This is a genomic window from Kribbella sp. NPDC004536, assembly GCF_042873835.1.
Taxonomy (GTDB): domain Bacteria; phylum Actinomycetota; class Actinomycetes; order Propionibacteriales; family Kribbellaceae; genus Kribbella.
On record NZ_JBIALY010000001.1, the window covers coordinates 1,446,039 to 1,465,861 of the forward strand.

General features: G+C 69.4%; 18 protein-coding genes. 14 read left to right on the plus strand and 4 right to left on the minus strand.

Going from position 1 to position 19,823, the window contains the following annotated elements:
- The first annotated feature begins 56 nt into the window (after positions 1-56).
- Positions 57-800 carry a hypothetical protein gene (locus ACFYRU_RS07170; protein WP_387654039.1) on the plus strand — a complete coding sequence of 248 codons (744 nt, stop codon included), beginning with the start codon at positions 57-59 and terminating at the stop codon, positions 798-800.
- Here ACFYRU_RS07170 and ACFYRU_RS07175 read toward each other — a convergent pair.
- The gene (locus ACFYRU_RS07175; protein WP_387654042.1) at positions 790-1,743 is read right to left on the minus strand and encodes an NAD-dependent epimerase/dehydratase family protein; all 954 of its coding nucleotides are present in this window, start codon (positions 1,741-1,743) and stop codon (positions 790-792) included. The two genes, ACFYRU_RS07170 and ACFYRU_RS07175, sit on opposite strands and share 11 nt — an antisense overlap.
- A 78-nt stretch (positions 1,744-1,821) precedes the next feature.
- Here ACFYRU_RS07175 and ACFYRU_RS07180 point away from each other — a divergent pair, with 78 nt between their 5' ends.
- The gene (locus ACFYRU_RS07180) at positions 1,822-2,454 is read left to right on the plus strand and encodes a VOC family protein (protein ID WP_387654044.1); all 633 of its coding nucleotides are present in this window, start codon (positions 1,822-1,824) and stop codon (positions 2,452-2,454) included.
- On the opposite strand, the gene ACFYRU_RS07185 is transcribed toward ACFYRU_RS07180, so the two are convergent.
- Positions 2,451-3,902 (minus strand): wax ester/triacylglycerol synthase family O-acyltransferase, encoded by a 1,452-nt coding sequence (locus tag ACFYRU_RS07185; protein ID WP_387654047.1) that lies wholly within the window; start codon positions 3,900-3,902, stop codon positions 2,451-2,453. The two genes, ACFYRU_RS07180 and ACFYRU_RS07185, sit on opposite strands and share 4 nt — an antisense overlap.
- A gap of 98 nt (positions 3,903-4,000) precedes the next feature.
- Complete coding sequence (locus tag ACFYRU_RS07190; RefSeq protein WP_387654049.1) at positions 4,001-5,428, minus strand: beta-N-acetylhexosaminidase; 1,428 nt, start codon at positions 5,426-5,428, stop codon at positions 4,001-4,003.
- 86 nt (positions 5,429-5,514) lie between these two features.
- Between ACFYRU_RS07190 and ACFYRU_RS07195 the strand changes: the two genes are divergently transcribed.
- From ACFYRU_RS07195 to ACFYRU_RS07245, 11 genes are all read left to right on the plus strand, one after another.
- Complete coding sequence (locus tag ACFYRU_RS07195; protein ID WP_387654052.1) at positions 5,515-6,714, plus strand: MFS transporter; 1,200 nt, start codon at positions 5,515-5,517, stop codon at positions 6,712-6,714.
- A gap of 2 nt (positions 6,715-6,716) precedes the next feature.
- On the plus strand, positions 6,717-7,412 hold the full coding sequence (locus tag ACFYRU_RS07200; RefSeq protein ID WP_387654054.1) for a class I SAM-dependent methyltransferase: 696 nt from the start codon (positions 6,717-6,719) through the stop codon (positions 7,410-7,412).
- A 91-nt stretch (positions 7,413-7,503) separates the two neighbouring features.
- Positions 7,504-8,058, plus strand: a complete 555-nt coding sequence (locus ACFYRU_RS07205; RefSeq protein ID WP_387654056.1) for a hypothetical protein — start codon at positions 7,504-7,506, stop codon at positions 8,056-8,058.
- Entirely contained in the window at positions 8,048-9,298 is a 1,251-nt protein-coding gene (locus tag ACFYRU_RS07210) for an ABC transporter substrate-binding protein (RefSeq protein ID WP_387654059.1), read from the plus strand. The genes ACFYRU_RS07205 and ACFYRU_RS07210 overlap by 11 nt, the downstream gene beginning before the upstream one ends.
- The gene (locus ACFYRU_RS07215; RefSeq protein ID WP_387654084.1) at positions 9,298-11,070 is read left to right on the plus strand and encodes a sugar ABC transporter permease; all 1,773 of its coding nucleotides are present in this window, start codon (positions 9,298-9,300) and stop codon (positions 11,068-11,070) included. The genes ACFYRU_RS07210 and ACFYRU_RS07215 overlap by 1 nt, the downstream gene beginning before the upstream one ends.
- Positions 11,067-12,335: a hypothetical protein gene (locus ACFYRU_RS07220; protein WP_387654088.1), complete on the plus strand. Its 1,269-nt coding sequence runs from the start codon at positions 11,067-11,069 to the stop codon at positions 12,333-12,335. Before ACFYRU_RS07215 ends, ACFYRU_RS07220 begins: the two co-directional genes overlap by 4 nt.
- Positions 12,336-12,345: 10 nt before the next feature.
- Positions 12,346-13,746: a DNA repair protein RadA gene (gene radA / locus ACFYRU_RS07225; protein WP_387654091.1), complete on the plus strand. Its 1,401-nt coding sequence runs from the start codon at positions 12,346-12,348 to the stop codon at positions 13,744-13,746.
- A gap of 108 nt (positions 13,747-13,854) precedes the next feature.
- Positions 13,855-14,796 (plus strand): beta-ketoacyl-ACP synthase III, encoded by a 942-nt coding sequence (locus ACFYRU_RS07230; protein ID WP_387654094.1) that lies wholly within the window; start codon positions 13,855-13,857, stop codon positions 14,794-14,796.
- A gap of 169 nt (positions 14,797-14,965) precedes the next feature.
- A complete protein-coding gene (gene disA / locus ACFYRU_RS07235; RefSeq protein WP_387654097.1) occupies positions 14,966-16,060 on the plus strand; it encodes a DNA integrity scanning diadenylate cyclase DisA in 1,095 nt (364 codons plus the stop codon).
- A 107-nt stretch (positions 16,061-16,167) separates the two neighbouring features.
- A complete protein-coding gene (locus tag ACFYRU_RS07240) occupies positions 16,168-16,752 on the plus strand; it encodes a PadR family transcriptional regulator (protein ID WP_387654099.1) in 585 nt (194 codons plus the stop codon).
- Positions 16,716-18,227, plus strand: a complete 1,512-nt coding sequence (locus tag ACFYRU_RS07245) for a DHA2 family efflux MFS transporter permease subunit (RefSeq protein WP_387654102.1) — start codon at positions 16,716-16,718, stop codon at positions 18,225-18,227. Before ACFYRU_RS07240 ends, ACFYRU_RS07245 begins: the two co-directional genes overlap by 37 nt.
- Here ACFYRU_RS07245 and ACFYRU_RS07250 read toward each other — a convergent pair.
- Positions 18,198-18,869 (minus strand): hypothetical protein, encoded by a 672-nt coding sequence (locus ACFYRU_RS07250; protein ID WP_387654105.1) that lies wholly within the window; start codon positions 18,867-18,869, stop codon positions 18,198-18,200. The two genes, ACFYRU_RS07245 and ACFYRU_RS07250, sit on opposite strands and share 30 nt — an antisense overlap.
- 24 nt (positions 18,870-18,893) lie before the next feature.
- Between ACFYRU_RS07250 and ACFYRU_RS07255 the strand changes: the two genes are divergently transcribed.
- A complete protein-coding gene (locus ACFYRU_RS07255) occupies positions 18,894-19,784 on the plus strand; it encodes an A/G-specific adenine glycosylase (RefSeq protein WP_387654108.1) in 891 nt (296 codons plus the stop codon).
- Positions 19,785-19,823: the final 39 nt, after the last annotated feature.

Below are 19,823 nucleotides of genomic sequence, written 5' to 3' on the forward strand. Positions count from 1 at the left end.
ACGCTACTGGACAACCGGAGTATCGGTGGCTTCCCGGTTGCGCGTAGGCTTTCCAGGTGCCTGAGGTTTCTCTCGACTTCCCCCGCGCCTGGGTCGAGTTCGTCGACCCCGACGACTCCGACCAGGTCTTCCGCTGCGACCTGACCTGGCTGACGTCCAACTGGTCCTGCATCTTCGGAGGCGGCTGCCAGGGGATCTACAAGGGCCGTCCGAACGACGGCTGCTGCACGCTCGGTGCGCACTTCTCCGACGCCGACGACGAGAAGCGTGTGAAGAAGTACGTCAAGGAGCTCTCCAAGGACGACTGGCAGTTCCGCAAGGAGGGTCGCGCGAACGGCTGGGTCGAGACCGACGACGAGGGCGAGCGCAAGACCCGGGTCTGGGACGGTGCCTGCATCTTCCTGAACCGCCCCGGGTTCGCGGGTGGCGCCGGATGCGCGCTGCACGGGCTCGCGCTCAAGCGCGGCGTGCACTTCGTCGAGACCAAGCCGGACGTCTGCTGGCAGCTGCCGATCCGGCGGACGTTCCGCGAGGTCGAGCGCCCGGACGGTACGTCGTACACCGAGGTCGGCATCGCGGAGTACGACCGTCGCGGCTGGGGCCCGGGCGGGCACGACCTCGACTGGTACTGCACCGGCAACACCGAGGCGCACATCGCCGTCGAGCCGGTGTTCGAGTCAAGCAAGGTCGAGCTGCAGACGCTGATGGGCCACAAGGCGTACGACGTACTCGCCGACCTGTGCCGCCAGCACCTGGAAGCAGCTCGCCCGCTGCTGGTGCATCCCGCCTCTAAGCAGTGATCTTGCCGGTGTCGACGAGCCAGTCGATGCCGGCCAGCGCGGCCTCGATCGCGGAGTAGCGCGGCCGGTAGCCGAGGAGCCGCTCGGCCTTCTCCATCGAGCAGTTCGGGCTGTGCAGGATGTGGTCGCGGGTCGCCGCCACGTCCTGCTCGGGCATGATGTCCGCCCACTCGTCCCACGCCAGGAAGACCAGCTGTGCTTCCTTGCCGAACCGTTGCGCGACACCTTCGGCGTACCCGCGCAGGGTCAACGCGTCACTGGCGACCGCGTGGAAGCTCTCGCCCAGCGCGGTGGCCCGGCTGGTGAGTGCGGCGACGAAGAGCTCGGCCACGTCGGCAGCGTGAACCGGGTTGAGCGTCTCCAGCCCGAAGTTCGGCAGCGAAAGCTCCCGGCCTTGGGCGAGCTTCTCGTAGACGGCCGGGTTGAAGTTGCCGGCCGGGTTGACCGGGACCCAGCCCGGGCCGCAGATGTGACCGGGGTGGACGATCGTGACCGGGAAGCCGTCGCGCCGGGCCTTGCGGAGGAGGTAGTCCTCGATCGCGGCCTTTTGGATGCCGTACTCGCCGAACGGCCGGCGGGGTGCGTGCTCGCGGGTCGGCACGGTGGCGCTCGGGCCGTGCACCCAGATCGTGCCGCAGTGCAGCAGGTGCTGGATCTTGCCGTCGAGCGCCTCGGCGAGTTGGCGGGCGCTGTCCTCGGTGAAGCAGATCAGGTCGATGACGACGTCGGGGTTCAGGTCGGCGACCCGGCGGCCGAAGGTGCCGGCGGCATCTTCGGCGTCCCGGTCGGCCTGGACGAAGGCGACCTTCGCCCAGGTCCCGTCGGAGTGGTGCGGCGACCGTTCGCCGCGGGTGAGCACCGTGACGTCGTGGCCCAGCCGGACGAGTCGCGGGACGAGATAGGTGCCGATGTGACCGGTTCCGCCGATGACGAGCGTACGCATGGGTCCGAGCCTATTCGAGTGCGCTCCGACACACCCTGGGTACGGCGACTGTCGGTGGCGGGGGTAAGAATGGCTGACATGCGTCTGGATCATCTGTCGTACGCGTGCGGACCGGACGGTTGCCGCGCGACCGTCGAGCGGCTCTCCGCGCTGCTCGGGGCCGAGTTCGTGGACGGTGGGGTGCACCCGCGGTTCGGGACGGTGAACCACATCCTCCCGCTGGAGAACGACCGCTACATCGAGGTCGTCGACGTGCTCGACCACCCGGCGTCGGACAAGGCGCCGTTCGGTCAGGCGGTCCGGGCCCGCAAGGAGCTGGGCGGCGGCTGGCTCGGCTGGGTCGTCGAGGTGACCGACATGGCGGCGATGGAGAAGCGCCTCGGCCGGCAGGCGGTGCCCGGCAACCGGCACCGGCCGGACGGGGTGAACCTGACCTGGCGGCAGATCGGCGTCAAGGGCCTGATCGCGGACCCGCAGTTGCCGTTCTTCATCCACTGGGACGACCTCGGCGAGCACCCGTCGATCGGCGGCAAGGACGTCAAGCTGACCGGTCTGGAGATCGCGGGCGACCCGACCCGGGTGACCGACTGGATCGGGCACCCCGCCGACCACCTGCTCGACGACCTCGACGTCGGCTGGGTCGGCCCCAACGGCCAGCCGGGGCTGGTGGCCGCCGTGTTCCAGACTCCGAACGGGGTTGTCCGGATCTAGTGGATGTTCTCCAGCTCGGCCAGTGAGGTTTCGAGGTGGGTGAGCATGCGCTGCAGGTGTGGGACGGTGCGGCGGCAGCCGATCAGGCCGAAGTGCAGTTGGTGGGCGTAGCTGGTGACGCTGATGTTCAGCGCCTGGCCGTTCATCACGATGCTCGCCGGGTAGAGGCCGAGCAGGCGGGAGCCGTTCCAGTACAGCGGGCTCTCCGTGGGGCCGGGGACGTTCGAGATGACGATGTTGTACGGCGGCGTCGTACGGCCGGCGACTCCGGGCAGGACCGCGCCGGGGCCGGCCACGGCGAAACCGAGCGCGCCGACGACGAGGTTCTGCAGCGGGGTGAGGTCCGAGAGCACGCTCTTCGCCTGGGCCGTCGACGCCATGATGCGGCGGATGCGCTGCTCCGGATCCGACAGGTCGGTGGCGAGGTCGGCGATCAGCGTGGCGAGCGAGTTGCCGCCGCCGGGGCCGCTGCTCGCGGTCCGCAGGTTCACCGGGACCATCGCGGTCAGCGCCTTGTCGGGGAGTGCGTTCAGGTCCAGCAGATAGTTGCGCAAGGCCCCTGAACACATCGCCAGCAGTACGTCGTTGACCGTCGCCCCGGTGATCGCCCGCACCTTCTCCAACCGCTCCATCGGCCAAGACTCCGCCGCAAACCGCCGAGCCCCCGTCACCGGCTGGTTCAACACCGTCCGAGGCGCCTGAAACGGCATCGTCGAATGAAGCAAACCCCTGAGCCCCGCCGGCGGCAACCCGGCCAGATCCGCCAGCAACCGCCCGGTCCCACCAACGGTGTGCACCGCAGACCCGAGGGCTCGCCCAGGAAGGCGGCCGATGGCCGCGAGCAACTCGGCCGGCGTAGGCGCCCCTGCACCTCCACCACCCGAGCCACCGGACGCCCACCCGCCGCCCGGTAGGGCGTAGGTGGCCGGCATGTTCGTGCGGGTGGGGTCTGTGGTGAGGGTTTGTTGCATGAGGCGGAGGGCGGTTACGCCGTCGAGGAGGGAGTGGTGGATCTTGCTGTAGACGGCGAAGCGGCGGCCTTCGACGCCTTCGATCAGGTGCATCTCCCACAGTGGGCGGTGCCGGTCCAGCAGCGTGCCGTGCAGGCGGCTGGTGAGCTCGAACAGTTCGCGGTACCGCCCGGGACGTGGCAGCGCGGACAGCCGTACGTGGTACTCGAGGTCGACGTCGTCGTCCTGCTCCCAGGACCAGTACCCGAGATCGACCGCCCGGTTCCGCACCCGCCGGGCGAACAGCGGGTTCACCTGCGGCGCGGCGAGCAGGTCGTGGTACAGCCGCGACACGAAGTCCCGCGAACTCTCCGGGAACACGTGGTCCCGGCCGGCGCCCTCCGGCAGCTCGAACAGCATCAGCCCGCCGACATGCATCGGCTGTTCCCGCGACTCCCCACCCAGGAACATCGCATCCAGCGGCCCTACAGCGGTCATGTGCGCGCCTCCGCTCCCGACCCGGCCTCTTATCCTTTGCCGGGCCCGGCCGGGTCGTCTACCCCTTCTAACAGGGCTAACGGAGATTTGTTATCCCCTCAGCTATCCAGCGGCCGGTAGTTCACCCCGAGCCTCTCGATCCGGGCGAGGTGCGGCCGGAGCCGGCCGAGGAACTCCTCGTACGACACCTTCGGCGAACCCCACGCCCGCTCGGCGAACGCGGACAGCCGCGGCAGCAGCATGTACCCGACCTGCTCGGGCCCCTCCATGTACTCGGTCCAGATCTGGCACTGCGTCCCCACGACCAGCGCCTCCTCGGCCTCCGACAGCGCCGCCGGAACCACCTCGAAGTCGTACACCTTGTCCAGCGGGATGTTCCCGCCGATCGCCAGCGGCTCGGTCGCCGGGTCGCCCTGGTAGTAGTCGAAGTACACCGACTCGCACGGCGCCATCACGACCTCGTGGCCGGCCTTCGCCGCGACCACGCCGCGCTCGGCGCTCCGCCACGCCATGATGACCGCGTCCTTCGGGCAGTCGGTCTCGACCATCTCGTCCCAGCCGACCAGCCGGCGCCCTTCCTCGGCGAGTACCTCCGCGACCTGCGCCGTGAACCACCCCTGCAGCTGCCCCGGCTCGTCCAGCCCGAGGTCGGCCTGCCGCTTCTGGGCCTCCTCCGACTCGCCCCACTGCACCGACGGACACTCGTCCCCGCCGAGGTGCACGTACGGCGAGGGGAAGACGTCCAGCACCTCCCGCAGCACGGTCTTCACGAACTCAACCGTCGCGTCGTTGACGTTCAGCACGTCCTCGCTGATCCCCCAGTACGGCCGGACGGTGAGCTGCTGGTCCGGGTGGTTCCCGAGCTCCGGGTACGCCGCGATCGCCGCCTGCATGTGCCCCGGCAGGTCGATCTCCGGTACGACGGTGATCCCGCGCTCGGCGGCGTACGCGACGATCTCGCGCAGGTCGGCCTTCGTGTAGAACCCACCGTGCCGCGTCCCGTCGTACTCGAACTCGGTCTGGCCGTGCGACATCTTCCCGACCATCGTTTGCTCGCGCCACGCGCCGACCTCGGTCAGCTTCGGGTACGCCTCGATCTCCACCCGCCAGCCCTGGTCGTCGGTGAGGTGGAAGTGCAGCACGTTCAGCCGGTGCAGGGCGAGGACGTCGATGACCTTGAGCACGAAGTCCTTCGGCATGAAGTGCCGGGCGACGTCGAGCATCATCCCGCGCCAGCCGAACCGCGGCGCGTCCGCGACGTGCGCGAGCGGTACGGCGACCTTCCCGTCCCCGGCGTCCTCGGCGGCCTCGACGAGCTGGGCGTACGTCGTCTCCGCGTGCCGCAGTGCGTCCTCGGAACCGGCCGTCAGCCGGGCCCCGTCGGTACTGATGTCGATCCGGTACTCGGCGGCGTCGAGGTTCTCGACGACGTCCCGGACGGCGTCGGCGACCGGGTCGGGTGTGATCCACCGGCCCTCGTCGACGGTGAGTTCACGCGGGGCAGGAACGATCGCGATGTCGGACATCCGGACTCCAACCGAAGCACGTACGGACTTATGTCAGGTCGATCCTATAAGCGGCTTCCCTGTCAGGTTCATGAGAGGGTTTGCTCGTGACGAGCGAGCGGCAGCGGACAACTCTCCGGGTCCTGGTGGCCGGCAACGCCCTCGGCGGCGTCGCCACCGCGAGCGGTTTCGCGGTAGCGGCCCTGCTCGCCGAAAACGTCTCCGGCTCCACCTCCCTGGCCGGCCTCGTCGCCACCTCCACCACCCTGGGCGCCGCCATCCTCGCGGTCCCCCTGGCAAGCCTCGCCAGGTCCCACGGTCGAAGGATCTCGCTGACAATCGGCTATCTGATCGCCTTCGCCGGCGCCGCACTGACCATCCTCGCCGCACAACTAGGCTCCCTCCCCCTCCTCCTAGCGGCAGGCTGCCTCTTCGGCAGCGGCTCAGCCTCGAACCTCCAGTCGCGCTACGCCGCGACAGACGCGGCCGAACCGAGCCGGATCGCCCGCTCGCTCGGCCTGGTCGTCTGGGCCACCACGATCGGCGTCATCGTCGGCCCGAACCTGACCGGCGTCGGCGGCTCGATCGGCACGTCGCTCGGCCTCCTGGCGCTGGCAGGTCCGTACGTGTTCTCCGTGGTCGCCTTCGGTCTCAGCGCCGCCACGGTCTGGCTAGGGATGCGCAGCCAGGTACGTCCGACGAAGGTGGAGCGCCAGCCGCTCGCACAGACGTTCCGCCAGGTCATCAGCATCCCCCACGCCCGCCTGGGCCTGCTGGCAATTGCTACTGCTCACGCGGTGATGGTCGGAGTCATGTCGATGACGTCCGTACATCTACGGCACCACGGTGCTTCGCTGACGATCGTCGGCTTCGTCATCAGCGGTCACGTGGCCGGCATGTACGCCCTGTCGCCGGTGACCGGCTGGCTGGCCGACCGGCTCGGCCGCATCCCGACGATCGGCATCGGCCTCGGCATCCTGGCCATCGCGATGACCCTGGCCGCGGTAGCCCCCGACGACGCCCATGCGCTGACAGGGCTCGCGCTGTTCACGCTGGGCCTCGGCTGGTCCGCCTGTCTGGTCGCGGGCTCCACCCTGCTGTCCCGCTCGGTACCCGACGAGATCCGCACCTCGGCCCAGGGCCTCTCCGACCTCACGATGGGCATCCTGGCTTCCCTTTCGGGCACAGCTGCCGGCCCGGTCCTCGCGTACCTGGGCTTCCACTGGCTGGCCGTGTTCTGCGGCATCCTGCTCGTTCCGGCGGCCCTGCTGGCCGCCACGACCAAGCAGGCAATGGCTAGGGTCTGACGGTGAGCATCGCGGACGGCGGGATTCCGAGCCCGAACATCTGGCAGCACCCGAAGGTGTACGAGCTCGAGAACCGGGCTGTCGATCCGAACGGGGTGATCGAGCCGGCGATGCGGGCGATCCGGGACTGGGCCGGCGGCAACGTGCTGGACATCGGCTGCGGTACCGGGTTCTACCTGCCGAGGTTCGCGGCGACGGCCGCTCGCGTGGTCGGTGTGGAGCCGCACGGCGGTCTCGTGGAGGCGGCGCGGCGGCGTACCCAGGCGTTGCCGAACGTCGAGGTACGGCAAGGATCGGCGCAGCGGTTGCCGGTACCGGACGCGTCGGTGGACGTGATGCACGCGCGCTGGGCGTACTTCTTCGGGCCGGGATGCGAGCCCGGACTGGCCGAGCTGGACCGGGTGATGCGCCGCGGCGGGACCGCGTTCGTGATCGACAACGACGGCACCCGGTCGACGTTCGGGCAGTGGTTCAGTACGTCGTACCCGATGATCAAGGCACCGGTCGTGGAACGGTTCTGGACCGACCGCGGCTGGCACCGGACACCGCTCGACATGGGCTGGCGGTTCGAGACCCGCGCCGATCTGGAGGCGGTGGTGCGGATCGAGTTCACCCCGAAGGACGCCAAGCGGATCCTCGCGTCGCACACCGGTGTCGAGGTCGACTACGCCGTCAACCTGTGGAGCCGCAGCTACTGAGCGACACTCTGCGGCCTGCGGGGCGACCTCCGGTACTCATAGGGTTGACGCACCATTCGACGGGGCAACTCTGGGGAGGCGCCGGCCACCAATGGACCAAGGTCTGCTGGTCGAACGCGTGCCGGGGTTGCCCGAGCGGCTCTGGGTCGGTGTAGGTGAGCAGCGTGCCGTGGTGGTGCCGCAAGCCGCGGACCGTCGGCAGCTTGCCGACATTGTGAGTGGCCTGGAGGAACCGCCACCCAAGGCGATCGTTCTCCCCGGCGGGCCGGTCCGGCTGGTTCCTGCTGAAGGCGGACTGCTCCCCCACCTCACCGTGCTCGGCAACGTCGTACACGGGCACCTCACGACGCAGTCGATCACCAAGCAGGCTGCCCGCGACCAGAGCCGGGTCCAGGCCTTCGCCTGTGGTCTCGAGGACGTGCTGGACCGCTACCCGCACGAGATCACCCCAGGCCGTCGCCGTTTGGCCGGTGTGGCTCGTGCACTCGGCGCTTATCCACGGGCGATCGTCCTGGAGGACGCGAACGGTTTGCCGACGTGGGGCTCGCTCTTGTCGATCCGCCCGAACCCCGAACTCGCCTCGGTCGCTCTGCTGCTCATTACGACCAGCACGACCCGCACGACCGGATTCGACGATGTTGAGTAGCCGCAGGACGTTCCTGGCTGCCGCAGGAACACTCTTGCTCACGGGGTGTTCCAGTGACGTGCTCGGTCTCCGTCGTGCAGTCCGTGTGGCTGTCAGTTGGAGCGGTGAGGAGCTACGCGCGTTCCACACCGTCCTGGACGATCTTGGCGCGCTGGGTTACCCGGTTGAGGTGGTTCCGCTCGGCGATGACATCTCCACTGCGTTTGGCTCGCCAGCTGCCAGGAGACCCGACGTGGTCATGCTTCCGCAGCCCGGTCTCGTCCGGCAGCACTTGAAGGAGCTCGCGCCGATACCGGACGACATCGCTCGACCCGGCCAGGCCCGGCTCTGGCGGGAGCTGCTCGTGCAGGACGGTACGACGTACGGCGTGCCGTTCAAGACCGCACACAAGTCGGCAGTCTGGTACCGCCCGTCGGTGTTCGAGAAGGTCGGCGTACAGCCACCGCAGCACTGGTCGGAGTGGCTGTCGCTGAACCGGACACTGGTACAAGCGGGCGTCACACCGCTCGCGCTCGGCGCAGGAGACGGCTGGGTACTCACCGACTTCCTGGAGAACATCCTGCTGGGCATAGCGCCGTCTGTGTACGCCGGACTCGCAACAGCGGAGCACCCGCGCCCGTCGCAACAGCCCCAGTTCGCTGCTGCCCTACGGCTGCTGGGAACGATGTGGTCGGCTCCGGGCGCTCTGGCGGGCGGCGTGAACGAGTCGCTCGTCCAGCAGTTCCCGGATGCGCTCGTTGAGGTGTTCGGGCATCGCAGAGCGGCGATGGTGCTCGCGTCCGATTTCGCCGAGCCGGTGGTGCGCTCGTTCGCGGCGGACCCCCGCGACATCGGGCTCTTCACGTTCCCGCCGATGTCGTCGGGCGCGGCGGCGCCCGTGGTCGTCGGGGGTGACGTGATGGTGCTGACCTCGCCGATCACCGACAACTCCCGCGATCTGGTCCGGCGGCTGGCCCAACCCACCGCGGTGGACCCGTGGATCAAGGAAAGCGGGTTCCTCGTCGACGGCCGCACCACCGGGTACACGCCGGAGCTCACCCGGCTCGCGGAACAGCTCGCCCTGCCTGGCAAACAGCTGCAGTTCGACCTGTCCGACCTTCTCGGTGCGCTCGGCGGCATCAACGGTCTCTGGAAGGTGCTGACCGACTTCCTGATCGCAGTGGGTGGACATGGCGCGGACGCCGTACCCGCGGCTGTCGACACCGCGATGAGCGACCTGCAGAAGCTGGAGGAGAGCTGATGGGCCTGCACACCAACGGCCTGTCGCTGGAGGTCGTCGGCCGCGAGATCACCGGGCGGCCCGTACAAGGCAAGCCGCGTCGTCCGGCCGGTCCCTATCTGCTCGGGCTGCCGGCGTTACTGCTGAGCTGCCTGCTACTGATCCCGATCGGCGTGACCGTGGTGAAGGCGTTCACCACCGGCAACCACTTCGGTCTCGGGAACTTCGCGGTGATCGGCGACCCGGCCGCACTGCATGCCGTGGGCAACAGTCTGCTGTGGGTACTGATCGCGTTCGGGACAGTCGCGGTCGGGTTCTCCCTTGCACTGTTGAGTTATCGGCTGCCCGCGGTCACGACGCTCCTGCAGCCCGCACTTGTCATACCGTTCGCGGTGTCGGTGCTGGCGTCCGGTGCGACCTTCCGGATGATCTACGACCCCACACCGGAACGCGGCACGATCACAGCGGTCTGGACGAAGCTCTTCGGCACGAGCCCGGTATGGCTGGGTCCTGGTCTGTTCTGGTTGGTCCTGATGTCCGCGTTCGGCTGGACGTGGCTCGGTTACGTCGTGTCGCTGTTCCGCGCCGGCCTGGACGCGATACCCGACGACGTGTCGCGGGCGCTCACGGCTGAAGGGGTGAAGGGCTGGAAACGCCTGCGTGCGTTGGAGATCCCGCTGCTGCGCCCGATCACCGGGGTCGTCACGTTGACGCTGGTCATCGCTGCGGTACGCGTCTTCGACCTGGTGCTGATCGTCGTACCAGGGTCCATGCAGCGGTCGGCCGACGTACTCGGGCTGAATTGGTGGCGGGCGACCACGTCCGGTGTGGACCAGGGACGTACGGCGGCGCTCGGCGTGGTGCTGTTCGCGATCGTCGCAGCGGTCGGACTGATCGGCGTACGCGGACTGCGCCGGCGACGCTGGGCGATGCCGGTGACCGTCGTACGGCAGGAACCGTCGCTCGGAAGGCCCGCGCCGAGCAGGCGAGTACGGCGGTTCGGCTGGGTGATCGGGTCGGCCGTCGCACTGGTGTGGGTGTTTCCGGCTGTAGTACTCGTCGCCACTGCGCTGCACTCGCCACGCGAGGCAGGGCTGCGTGGCTGGTGGTCTCCTTCCGGCCTGGGGTTCTCGTCGATCGCTGCGGCCGCCAACGTCGGGCTGTTCCGCGCCTTGCTCTCCACGGTGGTCATCGCGACCGCTGCCACCGCTGTACTACTGGTGATCGCTGTGCCGACGGCCTACTTGATCGCCTGGGGCGGGCTGCCTCCACGACTGGGCCGCCTGGCGATGGCCGTGCTCGTAGTACTCGCCGTGACGCCAGTGCAGATGTACGCCGCCCCGCTGCGGGACGCGATCGACGCAGCCGGGCTGGCCGGGTCACGGGTCGCACTGGCACTCGTACACGCGGCGGCCGGCCTGCCGTTCGCGGTACTGCTGCTGAGGTCGGCCTTCGCGTCCGCACCACCAGCCGTGGTCTCCGAGGCGCTGCAAGGACCAGTGCGGCAGAGCGCCGTACTCGCGACTGTGCAGCGGACGTATCGCCCTGCTCTGGTTGCTGTTGCGGTGCTGGAGTTCGCCCTGGTGTGGAACGACTTCATCGTCGGGTTCCTGATCAGCGGACCAGGTACGACGCCGCTCTCACTGGTGTTGTGGGGTGAGGCGCGGCAGTTCTCCGTGTCGAGCGGGCCGGTCGCTGCGGCGGCCGCCGTTGCGTCCGTCGTACCCGTGGTGCTCCTGCTGTCGTTCTGGCGCACGGTCGTACGCGGGCTGACCACAGGGAGCCGACCATGAGCGACGAACCCGAAGAGCCCTCGCGGACTCAGGAGTTCTCACTGGCGATCGGTGCGGTCGCATCCGGTCTGCTGACCGACCTCATGTCGCAGTTGCTCAACCAGAGCTTCGGCCAGCGCGGCATCGTCCAGTGGGTCGGCTACTCCGTCACAGCGTTGCTGGTGATCGTCTCGTTCCTGCGACTGCGCTCGCGCGCCCGGCGGGCACGCAAACGCAAGCAACAAGGAGCTACTGACCTGCATGCGGCTGCGGAAGAGGCCGAGCAGTGGATGATCGCGCTGGGCTCCACTGCAGGCGGCATGGCAGCGGCCGAATGGTTCTCGCTGAACGAGGACCGACTCCGGCAACTGCTGGCAACCGAGAAGCCGCACAACGACGAGATCGACGATTTCGCCCGCATCTGCGATGCATTGGAGGCCTGGTACGTCCGGCGCCCGGATCCGGACGCCCTCCTGCAACTCAGCGACATGCTCAGTGCCGCAGCCGAAGCGGCCGGACGCCGAAGCCTCGCGGAACTTGCAGCAACCCGCGCTGCAACGGCGTTCCGGATGTTCGGTGATCTGGAGACGGCCAGCGCCAGGCTGAGCGTCTCGGCCAACATCGCCACCAACGGCCGGACCGCGTTCGCCCTGCGGATGCGACGGCAGGTCGAGCGAGCCCTGATCAACCTGGCCGTCGCGGACCGCGCACCGGCCGGCAACGACCGCGACGAAGCAGTGCTGAACGCACGGGACCGGCTGGACGAGGCACGCCTCAGACGACCCGGACCGGACCTGGCAGCCGACGTGGCGATCTCCATCAACCAGGCGGTCGTTCACCTGTACCAGTACGACAGCCAAGGCGCTCTGGAACACCTGCGCCCCGCACACGCCCATGCGACCGCAGCAGGCGACGTCAGCGGCGAGGCCCACTCCCTGGAGCTCATCGGTGTCGCCGCATGGATGCAACGCAACCGGCACGAGGCAGTGAGCCGCTGGGCGCACGCCGCCCATCTGTACGCCGAGATCGACGAACGCGAAGGCCACGCCCGCTGCCTGCAGCACCTCGGCTCCGCGGAGGTTGTCGCCGGAAACCGCGAGGCCGCCCTGCTGCTGCTCGAACAAAGTCGGCTGCTGCGGACGGCCGGGAGCGAGATCCTCACCCGGTACCTCGACGCCGCGCAGCGGATCGCCGACGTCCCGGAGGTCGGCGAGGACCCACCGCACCGCAAGGCCGGCACCTGGCTGAAACGCGCCTTAGGACGTTTTGTCGGCGGCCTCGAATAGGTTGGGGTCCATGGCGAAGGCGGCGACTCAGACCAAGGGCAAGCCGGCGTACGCGTGCTCGGAGTGTGGCTGGACCTCGGCGCGCTGGATCGGCCGGTGCGGCGAGTGCCAGGCGTGGGGCACGGTCGCCGAGGTCGGTGCGCCGAAGGCCGCCCGGATCACCGCCGGACCGGTGTCCTCACCGGCGATGCCGATCGCCAAGGTGTCCGCGATCGAGGCCGAGTCCCGCCCGACCGGGATCGGCGAGCTGGACCGCGTGCTCGGCGGCGGTGTCGTGCCGGGCGCGGTGATCCTGCTCGCGGGTGAGCCGGGCGTCGGCAAGTCCACGCTGCTGCTGGAGGTCGCGGCGCAGTCCGCGCGCGGCGGGCAACGGACGCTGTACGTGTCCGGTGAGGAGTCGGCCGCCCAGGTGCGGCTGCGCGCCGGCCGGACGGACGCCCTGGTCGACGAGCTCTTCCTCGCGGCCGAGACCGACCTGGGCGCCGTGGTCGGTCAGGTCGACGCGGTCGAGCCGTCGTTCCTGGTGATCGACTCGGTGCAGACGATGGCGCACCCCGAGGTCGACGGTGCGCCGGGCGGCGTCACCCAGGTGCGCGAGGTGACCGGCGCGCTGGTCCGGCTGGCGAAGGAGCGGCACATCGCGGTCGTCCTGGTCGGCCACGTCACCAAGGACGGCGCGATCGCCGGGCCGCGGATGCTCGAGCACCTGGTCGACGTCGTACTGGCGTTCGACGGCGACCGGCACTCCGGGTTCCGGATGGTGCGCGCGACCAAGAACCGGTTCGGCCCGTCCGACGAGGTCGGCTGCTTCGACATGGTCGACACCGGGATCGTCGAGGTCACCGACCCGACCGGTCTGTTCGTCTCCGAGCACGCCGAGCCGGTCGCGGGTACGTGCGTGACCGTGATGATGGAGGGCCGCCGGCCGCTGCTCGCCGAAGTACAGGCCCTGGTCGGCCCGTCGGCCGCCCCACAGCCCCGCCGTACGACGTCCGGGCTGGAGTCGTCGCGGGTCGCGATGGTGCTCGCCGTACTGGGCAACCGGGCCGGGCTGAAACTGACCGACCAGGAGGTGTACGTGGCGACGGTCGGCGGCGTGAAGATCACCGAACCGGTCGCGGACCTCTCGGTGGCGATCGCGGTCGCGTCCTCGGTGATGGACAAACCGATCCATCCCGGCCTGGTCGCGATCGGCGAGGTCGGCCTGGCCGGCGAGGTGCGCCGCGTCGGCGGCCTGGAGAAACGGCTCGCGGAGGCGGCCCGGCTCGGGTTCACCAAGGCGATCATCCCGGCCGACGTCCCGAACCGCAGCCGCGAGGCGAAGCCGATGGACATCCAGAAGAAGTACGGCCTGCGCACCTTCGCCGCCCCCGACCTCCGTTCCGCCCTCAGCGCCGCCGGCTTGGCGTAACGCCCTGTGTTCCCTGCCACAGGTGTGAGACGGGGGATCAACAGCGAGTGGTTCGGGAACGTACGCTGGGGGCGCCCCCACGCCGACCACCCCCGCAGGAGCAGGCAGATGACCGGATCAAGAGTTGTCGCGCTCGGCCACTACCAGCCGGAGCGGGTGCTCACCAACGACGAGCTCGCCACCATGGTGGAGACCAACGACGAGTGGATCCAGAGCCGGGTCGGCATCCGGGAGCGCCGGATCGCGGCCCCGGACGAGGCATGCGACGAGATGGCCTGGCGGGCCGCCGACAAGGCGATCGCGAACGCCGGCCTGGACGTCACCGAGATCGACTACGTGATCGTCGCCACCTGCACCGCGATCGACCGCTCACCGAACATCGCCGCCCGGGTGGCCGCCCGGCTCGGCCTCGGCAACCCGGCCGCGATCGACCTGAACACCGCCTGCTCCGGTTTCGCGTACGCGCTGGCGACCGCGGACCAGGCGATCCGCGCCGGTGCCGCCACCAAGGCGATCGTGATCGGCGTCGAGAAGCTCAGCGACTGGACGGACTGGACCGACCGCACCACCTGCGTACTGATCGGCGACGGCGCCGGCGCGGCCGTCCTGGTCGCCGACGACGACACCACCGGTGTCGGCCCGGTGGTCTGGGGTTCGGTGCCGGAGATGTCCGACGCGGTCCGGATCGAGGGTCGCGAGGGCCCGTTCCAGCAGGAGGGCCTGAGCGTCTTCCGGTGGGCCACCACACAGCTGCCGGAGATCGCCCAGCAGGTCTGCGCGAAGGCCGGCCTGAAGCCCGAGGAGCTCGGCGGCGTCGTCCTGCACCAGGCGAACCTGCGGATCATCGAGCCGCTCGCCAAGCGCCTCGGCGCGGTCAACGCGGTGGTCGCCAAGGACGTTGTCGAGTCCGGCAACACCTCGGCCGCGAGCATCCCGATCGCACTGTCGAAGCTGGTCGAGAAGCGCGAGATCCCGAGCGGCGCGCCGGTACTGCTGTTCGGATTCGGCGGCGGTCTGTCGTACGCCGGTCAGGTCATCCGCTGCCCCTGACGCGGCAGGCGTCCTAGGTCGCCGAGCGCGAAACAGGTACTGCACGGTCCGGATGCACGGGCGGGTGCACGCGCACCTGCATACGTGCAGCGGAACGCACCCGCCGGACCCGGCAGGGCGGCGGATATCCGCACACCGGCCCGCTGGGAACCGCATAGACTCAGGTTCCGTGGCGGCGAACACGGACAAGAACAACACCGGCGCCCGGCTGCGGGCGACGCTGGCAGCGGTGGCTCCCGGTACGGAACTACGCGAAGGACTGGAACGGATCCTGCGGGGCCGGACCGGCGCACTGATCGTGCTCGGGCACGACAAGGCCGTGGACGCGATCTCCACCGGCGGCTTCGAGATCGACGTCGAGTTCACCGCGACCGGACTGCGGGAACTCAGCAAGATGGACGGCGCGATCGTCCTCGACCGGGATGCCACCCGGCTGATCCGCGCCGCCGTGCACCTGATGCCGGACCCGGCGATCGCGACCCAGGAGACCGGCACCCGGCACCGCACCGCCGACCGCGTGCACCGGCAGACCGGGTTCCCGGTGATCTCGGTGTCGCAGTCGATGCACATCATCGCGCTGTACGTCGACGACCAGCGCTACGTCCTGGAGGACTCCGGCGCGATCCTGTCCCGCGCCAACCAGGCCCTCGCGACCCTCGAGCGGTACAAGCTCCGGCTCGACGAGGTGTCCGGCACCCTGTCCGCGCTGGAGATCGAGGACCTGGTCACGGTCCGGGACGTCGCCGCGGTCGCGCAGCGGCTGGAGATGGTCCGCCGGATCGCGACCGAGATCGACGGGTACGTCGTCGAGCTCGGCACCGACGGCCGGCTGCTCACCCTGCAGCTGAACGAACTCGTCGCGGGCGTCGCCGGCGAACGCGAACTGGTCGTCCGCGACTACCTCCCGCCGGCCACCGGGAAGCGCGCCAAGACCGCCGACGACGTGCTGCTCGAGCTCGACGCGGTCAGCGCCACCGACCTGCTCGACATCGGCCAGGTCGCCCGCGCCCTGCAGATCGGCGGCGCCGAACAGCTCGACGCGGCGGTCACCCCGCGCGGCTACCGGCTGCTGGCCAAGGTGCCGCGGCTCCCGGGGGCCGTGATCGACCGGCTGATCGACCACTTCGGCCACCTGCAGAAGTTGCTCGCGGCAAGCATCGACGACCTGCAGACGGTCGAGGGCGTCGGCGAGAACCGCGCCCGCACGGTCCGCGAGGGCCTGTCCCGGCTGGCCGAGTCCAGCATCCTGGAACGCTACGTCTAGCCACTGAGAGTCACCCGACGCCTCCGGTTCGTGAAAGAACCGGGGGCGTCTTGCATTCCTGCCTACCCTGGCGAATACTCCACATGGAACATTCCGCTTGGAGGATCATGGCTGAACTCACTCCGCTGGCGATGTCGGTGCTGGCGTTGCTGAACGAGCGGCCGATGCACGCGTACGAGATGTACCAACTGCTGCTGAGCCGCCACAACAACCGGATCGTCAAGGTCCGGCCCGGCTCGCTCTACCACACGGTCGAGCGACTGGCCGGGCAGACCTACGTCCGCGCGATCGGCACCGAGCGGGCCGGGAACCGCCCGGAGCGGACGACGTACGAGATCACCCCCGAAGGAAGCGCTGCGCTGACCGACCGGGTGGAGCGCGGGCTGGAGAGCTTCGCCTACGAGTACCCGGTGTTCCCGGTGGTACTGAGCGAGGCGCACAACCTGGAGGCCGACGACGCCGTACTGCGGCTGCGCCGGCGGGTCGGGGAACTGGACGACTGGCTGGCCGACGTGGACGAGGCGATCGGCCTCGCGCGGGGGGCCGGCGTACCCGAGCGGTACTGGATGGCCGCGGACTACGTCCGGGGCCAGGTCGCGGCCGAACGCGACTGGATCGCTGCCACCGTCGAACGTATCGAGAGCAAGGACTTGGAATGGCTATCCCTCAGGACTCCCAGCAAGACCACGTGAGGCCGTGGCCCGCGCTCTGGGCGCTCGTCGTCGGCTTCTTCATGATCCTGGTCGACTCGACCATCGTCTCGGTCGCCACCCCGGCGATCCTCAGCGACCTCAAGACCGATGTCGGCAACGTCATCTGGGTGACCAGCGCGTACCTGCTCGCGTACGCCGTGCCGCTGCTGGTGACCGGACGGCTCGGTGACCGGATCGGGCCGAAGAAGGTCTACCTGACCGGCCTGGCACTGTTCACGCTCGCGTCGGTGTGGTGCGGGCTGACCACGTCGATCGGGATGCTGATCGTGGCCCGGGTGTTCCAGGGCCTCGGCGCCTCGATGATGACGCCGCAGACGATGGCCGTCATCACCAGGATCTTCCCGCCCGACCAGCGCGGCCGGGCGATGAGCCTGTGGGGCGCGACCGCCGGCGTCGCGACCCTGGTCGGCCCGATCCTCGGCGGCGTGCTGGTCGACGGTCTCGGCTGGCAGTGGATCTTCTTCATCAACGCGCCGGTCGGCGTGGTCGGCTTCGTGCTGGCGATGCGGCTGGTGCCGGACCTGCCGACGCACGAGCACAAGTTCGACATCCTCGGTGTGGTGCTGAGCTCGATCGGTCTGTTCTGCCTGGTGTTCGGCATCCAGGAAGGACAGAAGTACGACTGGGGCAAGATCAGCGGACCGATCTCGGTCTGGTCGCTGATCATCGCCGGCCTGGTCGTGATCGCGATCTTCGTCGGCTGGCAGTCCCGCAACCGCGGCGAGCCGCTGCTGCCGCTCGGACTGTTCAAGGACCGCAACTTCTCGCTGGCCAACACCGCGATCACCTCGGTCGGCTTCGCGATCACCGCGATGACGTTCCCGCTGATGCTGTACGCGCAGGCCGTCCGCGGGCTCTCGCCGACCAAGTCGGCGTTGCTGCTGGTGCCGATGGCGGTGATCACCGGTGCGTTGTCGCCGTTCGTCGGCCGGCTCACCGACCGGGCGCATCCGCGCTACCTGGCCGGCTTCGGACTGGCGTGCTGCTCGGTCGCGCTGTTCTGGCTCAGCCAGGTGATCGAGCCCGACGTGCCGATCTGGAAGCTGCTGCTGCCGATCGCGTTGCTGGGCGTGGCCAACGGCTTCATGTGGGCGCCGATCGGCAGTACCGCGACCCGCAACCTGCCGCTGCACCAGGCCGGGGCCGGTGCGGGCGTCTACAACACGACCCGGCAGATCGGCGCGGTCCTCGGCAGTGCGGGAATCGCCGTCCTGATGGAGTCGCGGCTGGCGCACAACCTGCCGGCCGCTCCCGGCGGAGGGTCGGCGGGCGAGGGCGCGTTCAGCGGCAAGCTGCCGCAGTTCCTGCACCAGGGCTTCAGCGACTCGATGGCACAGGCACTGATCCTGCCGGCGGCAGTACTCCTGGTCGGCCTGCTGGCGGCGCTGCTGTTCGCCAAGCCGGTGCGCGCGCAGGACAAGCCGTCAGACGACCTGGAAAGCCTGCGCGGCTGACAGCCGGCCGTTGTACTCGGCCTTGACGACATAGGTTCCAGGCTTGGCGACCGGTTGACCCGGCAGACAGCCAGGCCTGGAACGATGTCCGTTCCACGGTACGGTCACCGCCGACTGCTTGCCCTTGGCAACGACGAGGGTGGCGTTCTGGACCGCACTCTCGCACTGCGTGGTGCTCCAGATCAGGTCCGTACCGGACGTCACCGTGACGGTCAGCTTGTCGGACCCGATCGACGCCTTGCAGCCGTCGCCGGTCGGGACGAACTGGACGACGAAGTTCAGGACCGAGCCGGAGACGATCTTCCGGTTCGCCGGCAGCGCGTTGACGTTCAGGTCGGACGCCTTGCACGGCAGGTCCGTCGGCGGCGTGGTCTTCGTCTTGGTCGGAGTCGGCGTCGTCGTCGGCTTCTTGGTCCCCGCGGTAGTTGCCGTCGGCGTCGTTGTCGGAGTCGTCGAGGCCGGGGGCGCGGTGGCCGGGTCCTGCTGCGGATCCGACGCGGAGGCCTTCCCGGCGTCGCCGCCGCCACCGAACAGGCTCGAGAAGACGATCACCAGCACCACCACGATCGCGAGCACCAGCCCCCGCCGGAACCAGTACACGCTGGCAGGCAGGTGCCCGACCGGACGGAGCAGGCTGCTCATGGAGCGCACTCTAATATCGGCACTGTGCTGGACCACTCAGGCTCGCCGTCAGCTCTCCACTACCCAGTCCTGACCTGGTACGACGTCAACAAGCGCGTGCTGCCGTGGCGCGAGCCGGGTGCCGGCGCGTGGGCCGTGATGGTCAGCGAGTTCATGCTGCAGCAGACACCGGTCAACCGGGTGCTCCCGGCGTACCAGCGCTGGTTGGAGCGGTGGCCTACTCCGGCAGACCTGGCCGCAGAGGCTCCAGGTGAGGCTGTGCGGGCCTGGGACCGGCTCGGGTACCCCAGGCGCGCCCTACGGCTGCACGCGGCCGCTCAGGCGATCGTGGAGCGTCACGGTGGCGAAGTGCCGGACGACCACGCCGCCCTGCTCGCACTGCCCGGCGTCGGGACGTACACGGCGGCTGCGATTGCGTCGTTCGCGTTCGGTCAACGGCACGCGGTCGTCGACACGAACGTACGGCGGGTCCTCGCCCGCTCGCTGACCGGTGTCGCGCAACCGAGCATCTCCCCCACCGCCGCCGACCAACGGCTCGCCGTCAGCGCGTTGCCCGACGACGAGTCCACCGCCGCGCGCTGGGCGGTCGCTTCGATGGAACTCGGTGCCCTCGTCTGCACCGCCCGCACACCACACTGCGCCGACTGCCCGATCCAGTCGCGGTGCGCTTGGGTCCTGGCCGGAAGTCCGCCGTACGACGGCCCGCCGCGCAAGGGGCAGACGTACGAAGGTACGGATCGTCAAGCCCGGGGCCGCCTCCTGGCAGTACTCCGCAACGCCAGTGCGCCCGTGCCCAAACAAGCCCTCGACGCCTGCTGGCCGGATGCCGTACAGCGCGAACGCGCCCTGGACGGATTGGTTGCCGACGGCCTCGTCGAGCCGCTGGCCCACAGCAACTATCGGTTGCCGACATGAAGAAGCCGGCCCAAGAGACTCTCGGGCCGGCTTCTCAAG

Coding starts and splice junctions, on each gene's coding strand:
- ACFYRU_RS07175 (WP_387654042.1), bottom strand. CDS start 1,743: ATGCGTACGCTCGTCATCGGCGGAACCGGTCACATCGGCACCTATCTC.
- ACFYRU_RS07180 (WP_387654044.1), top strand. CDS start 1,822: ATGCGTCTGGATCATCTGTCGTACGCGTGCGGACCGGACGGTTGCCGC.
- ACFYRU_RS07185 (WP_387654047.1), bottom strand. CDS start 3,902: ATGACCGCTGTAGGGCCGCTGGATGCGATGTTCCTGGGTGGGGAGTCG.
- ACFYRU_RS07190 (WP_387654049.1), bottom strand. CDS start 5,428: ATGTCCGACATCGCGATCGTTCCTGCCCCGCGTGAACTCACCGTCGAC.
- ACFYRU_RS07205 (WP_387654056.1), top strand. CDS start 7,504: ATGGACCAAGGTCTGCTGGTCGAACGCGTGCCGGGGTTGCCCGAGCGG.
- ACFYRU_RS07210 (WP_387654059.1), top strand. CDS start 8,048: ATGTTGAGTAGCCGCAGGACGTTCCTGGCTGCCGCAGGAACACTCTTG.
- ACFYRU_RS07215 (WP_387654084.1), top strand. CDS start 9,298: ATGGGCCTGCACACCAACGGCCTGTCGCTGGAGGTCGTCGGCCGCGAG.
- ACFYRU_RS07220 (WP_387654088.1), top strand. CDS start 11,067: ATGAGCGACGAACCCGAAGAGCCCTCGCGGACTCAGGAGTTCTCACTG.
- radA (WP_387654091.1), top strand. CDS start 12,346: ATGGCGAAGGCGGCGACTCAGACCAAGGGCAAGCCGGCGTACGCGTGC.
- ACFYRU_RS07230 (WP_387654094.1), top strand. CDS start 13,855: ATGACCGGATCAAGAGTTGTCGCGCTCGGCCACTACCAGCCGGAGCGG.
- ACFYRU_RS07240 (WP_387654099.1), top strand. CDS start 16,168: ATGGCTGAACTCACTCCGCTGGCGATGTCGGTGCTGGCGTTGCTGAAC.
- ACFYRU_RS07245 (WP_387654102.1), top strand. CDS start 16,716: ATGGCTATCCCTCAGGACTCCCAGCAAGACCACGTGAGGCCGTGGCCC.
- ACFYRU_RS07250 (WP_387654105.1), bottom strand. CDS start 18,869: ATGAGCAGCCTGCTCCGTCCGGTCGGGCACCTGCCTGCCAGCGTGTAC.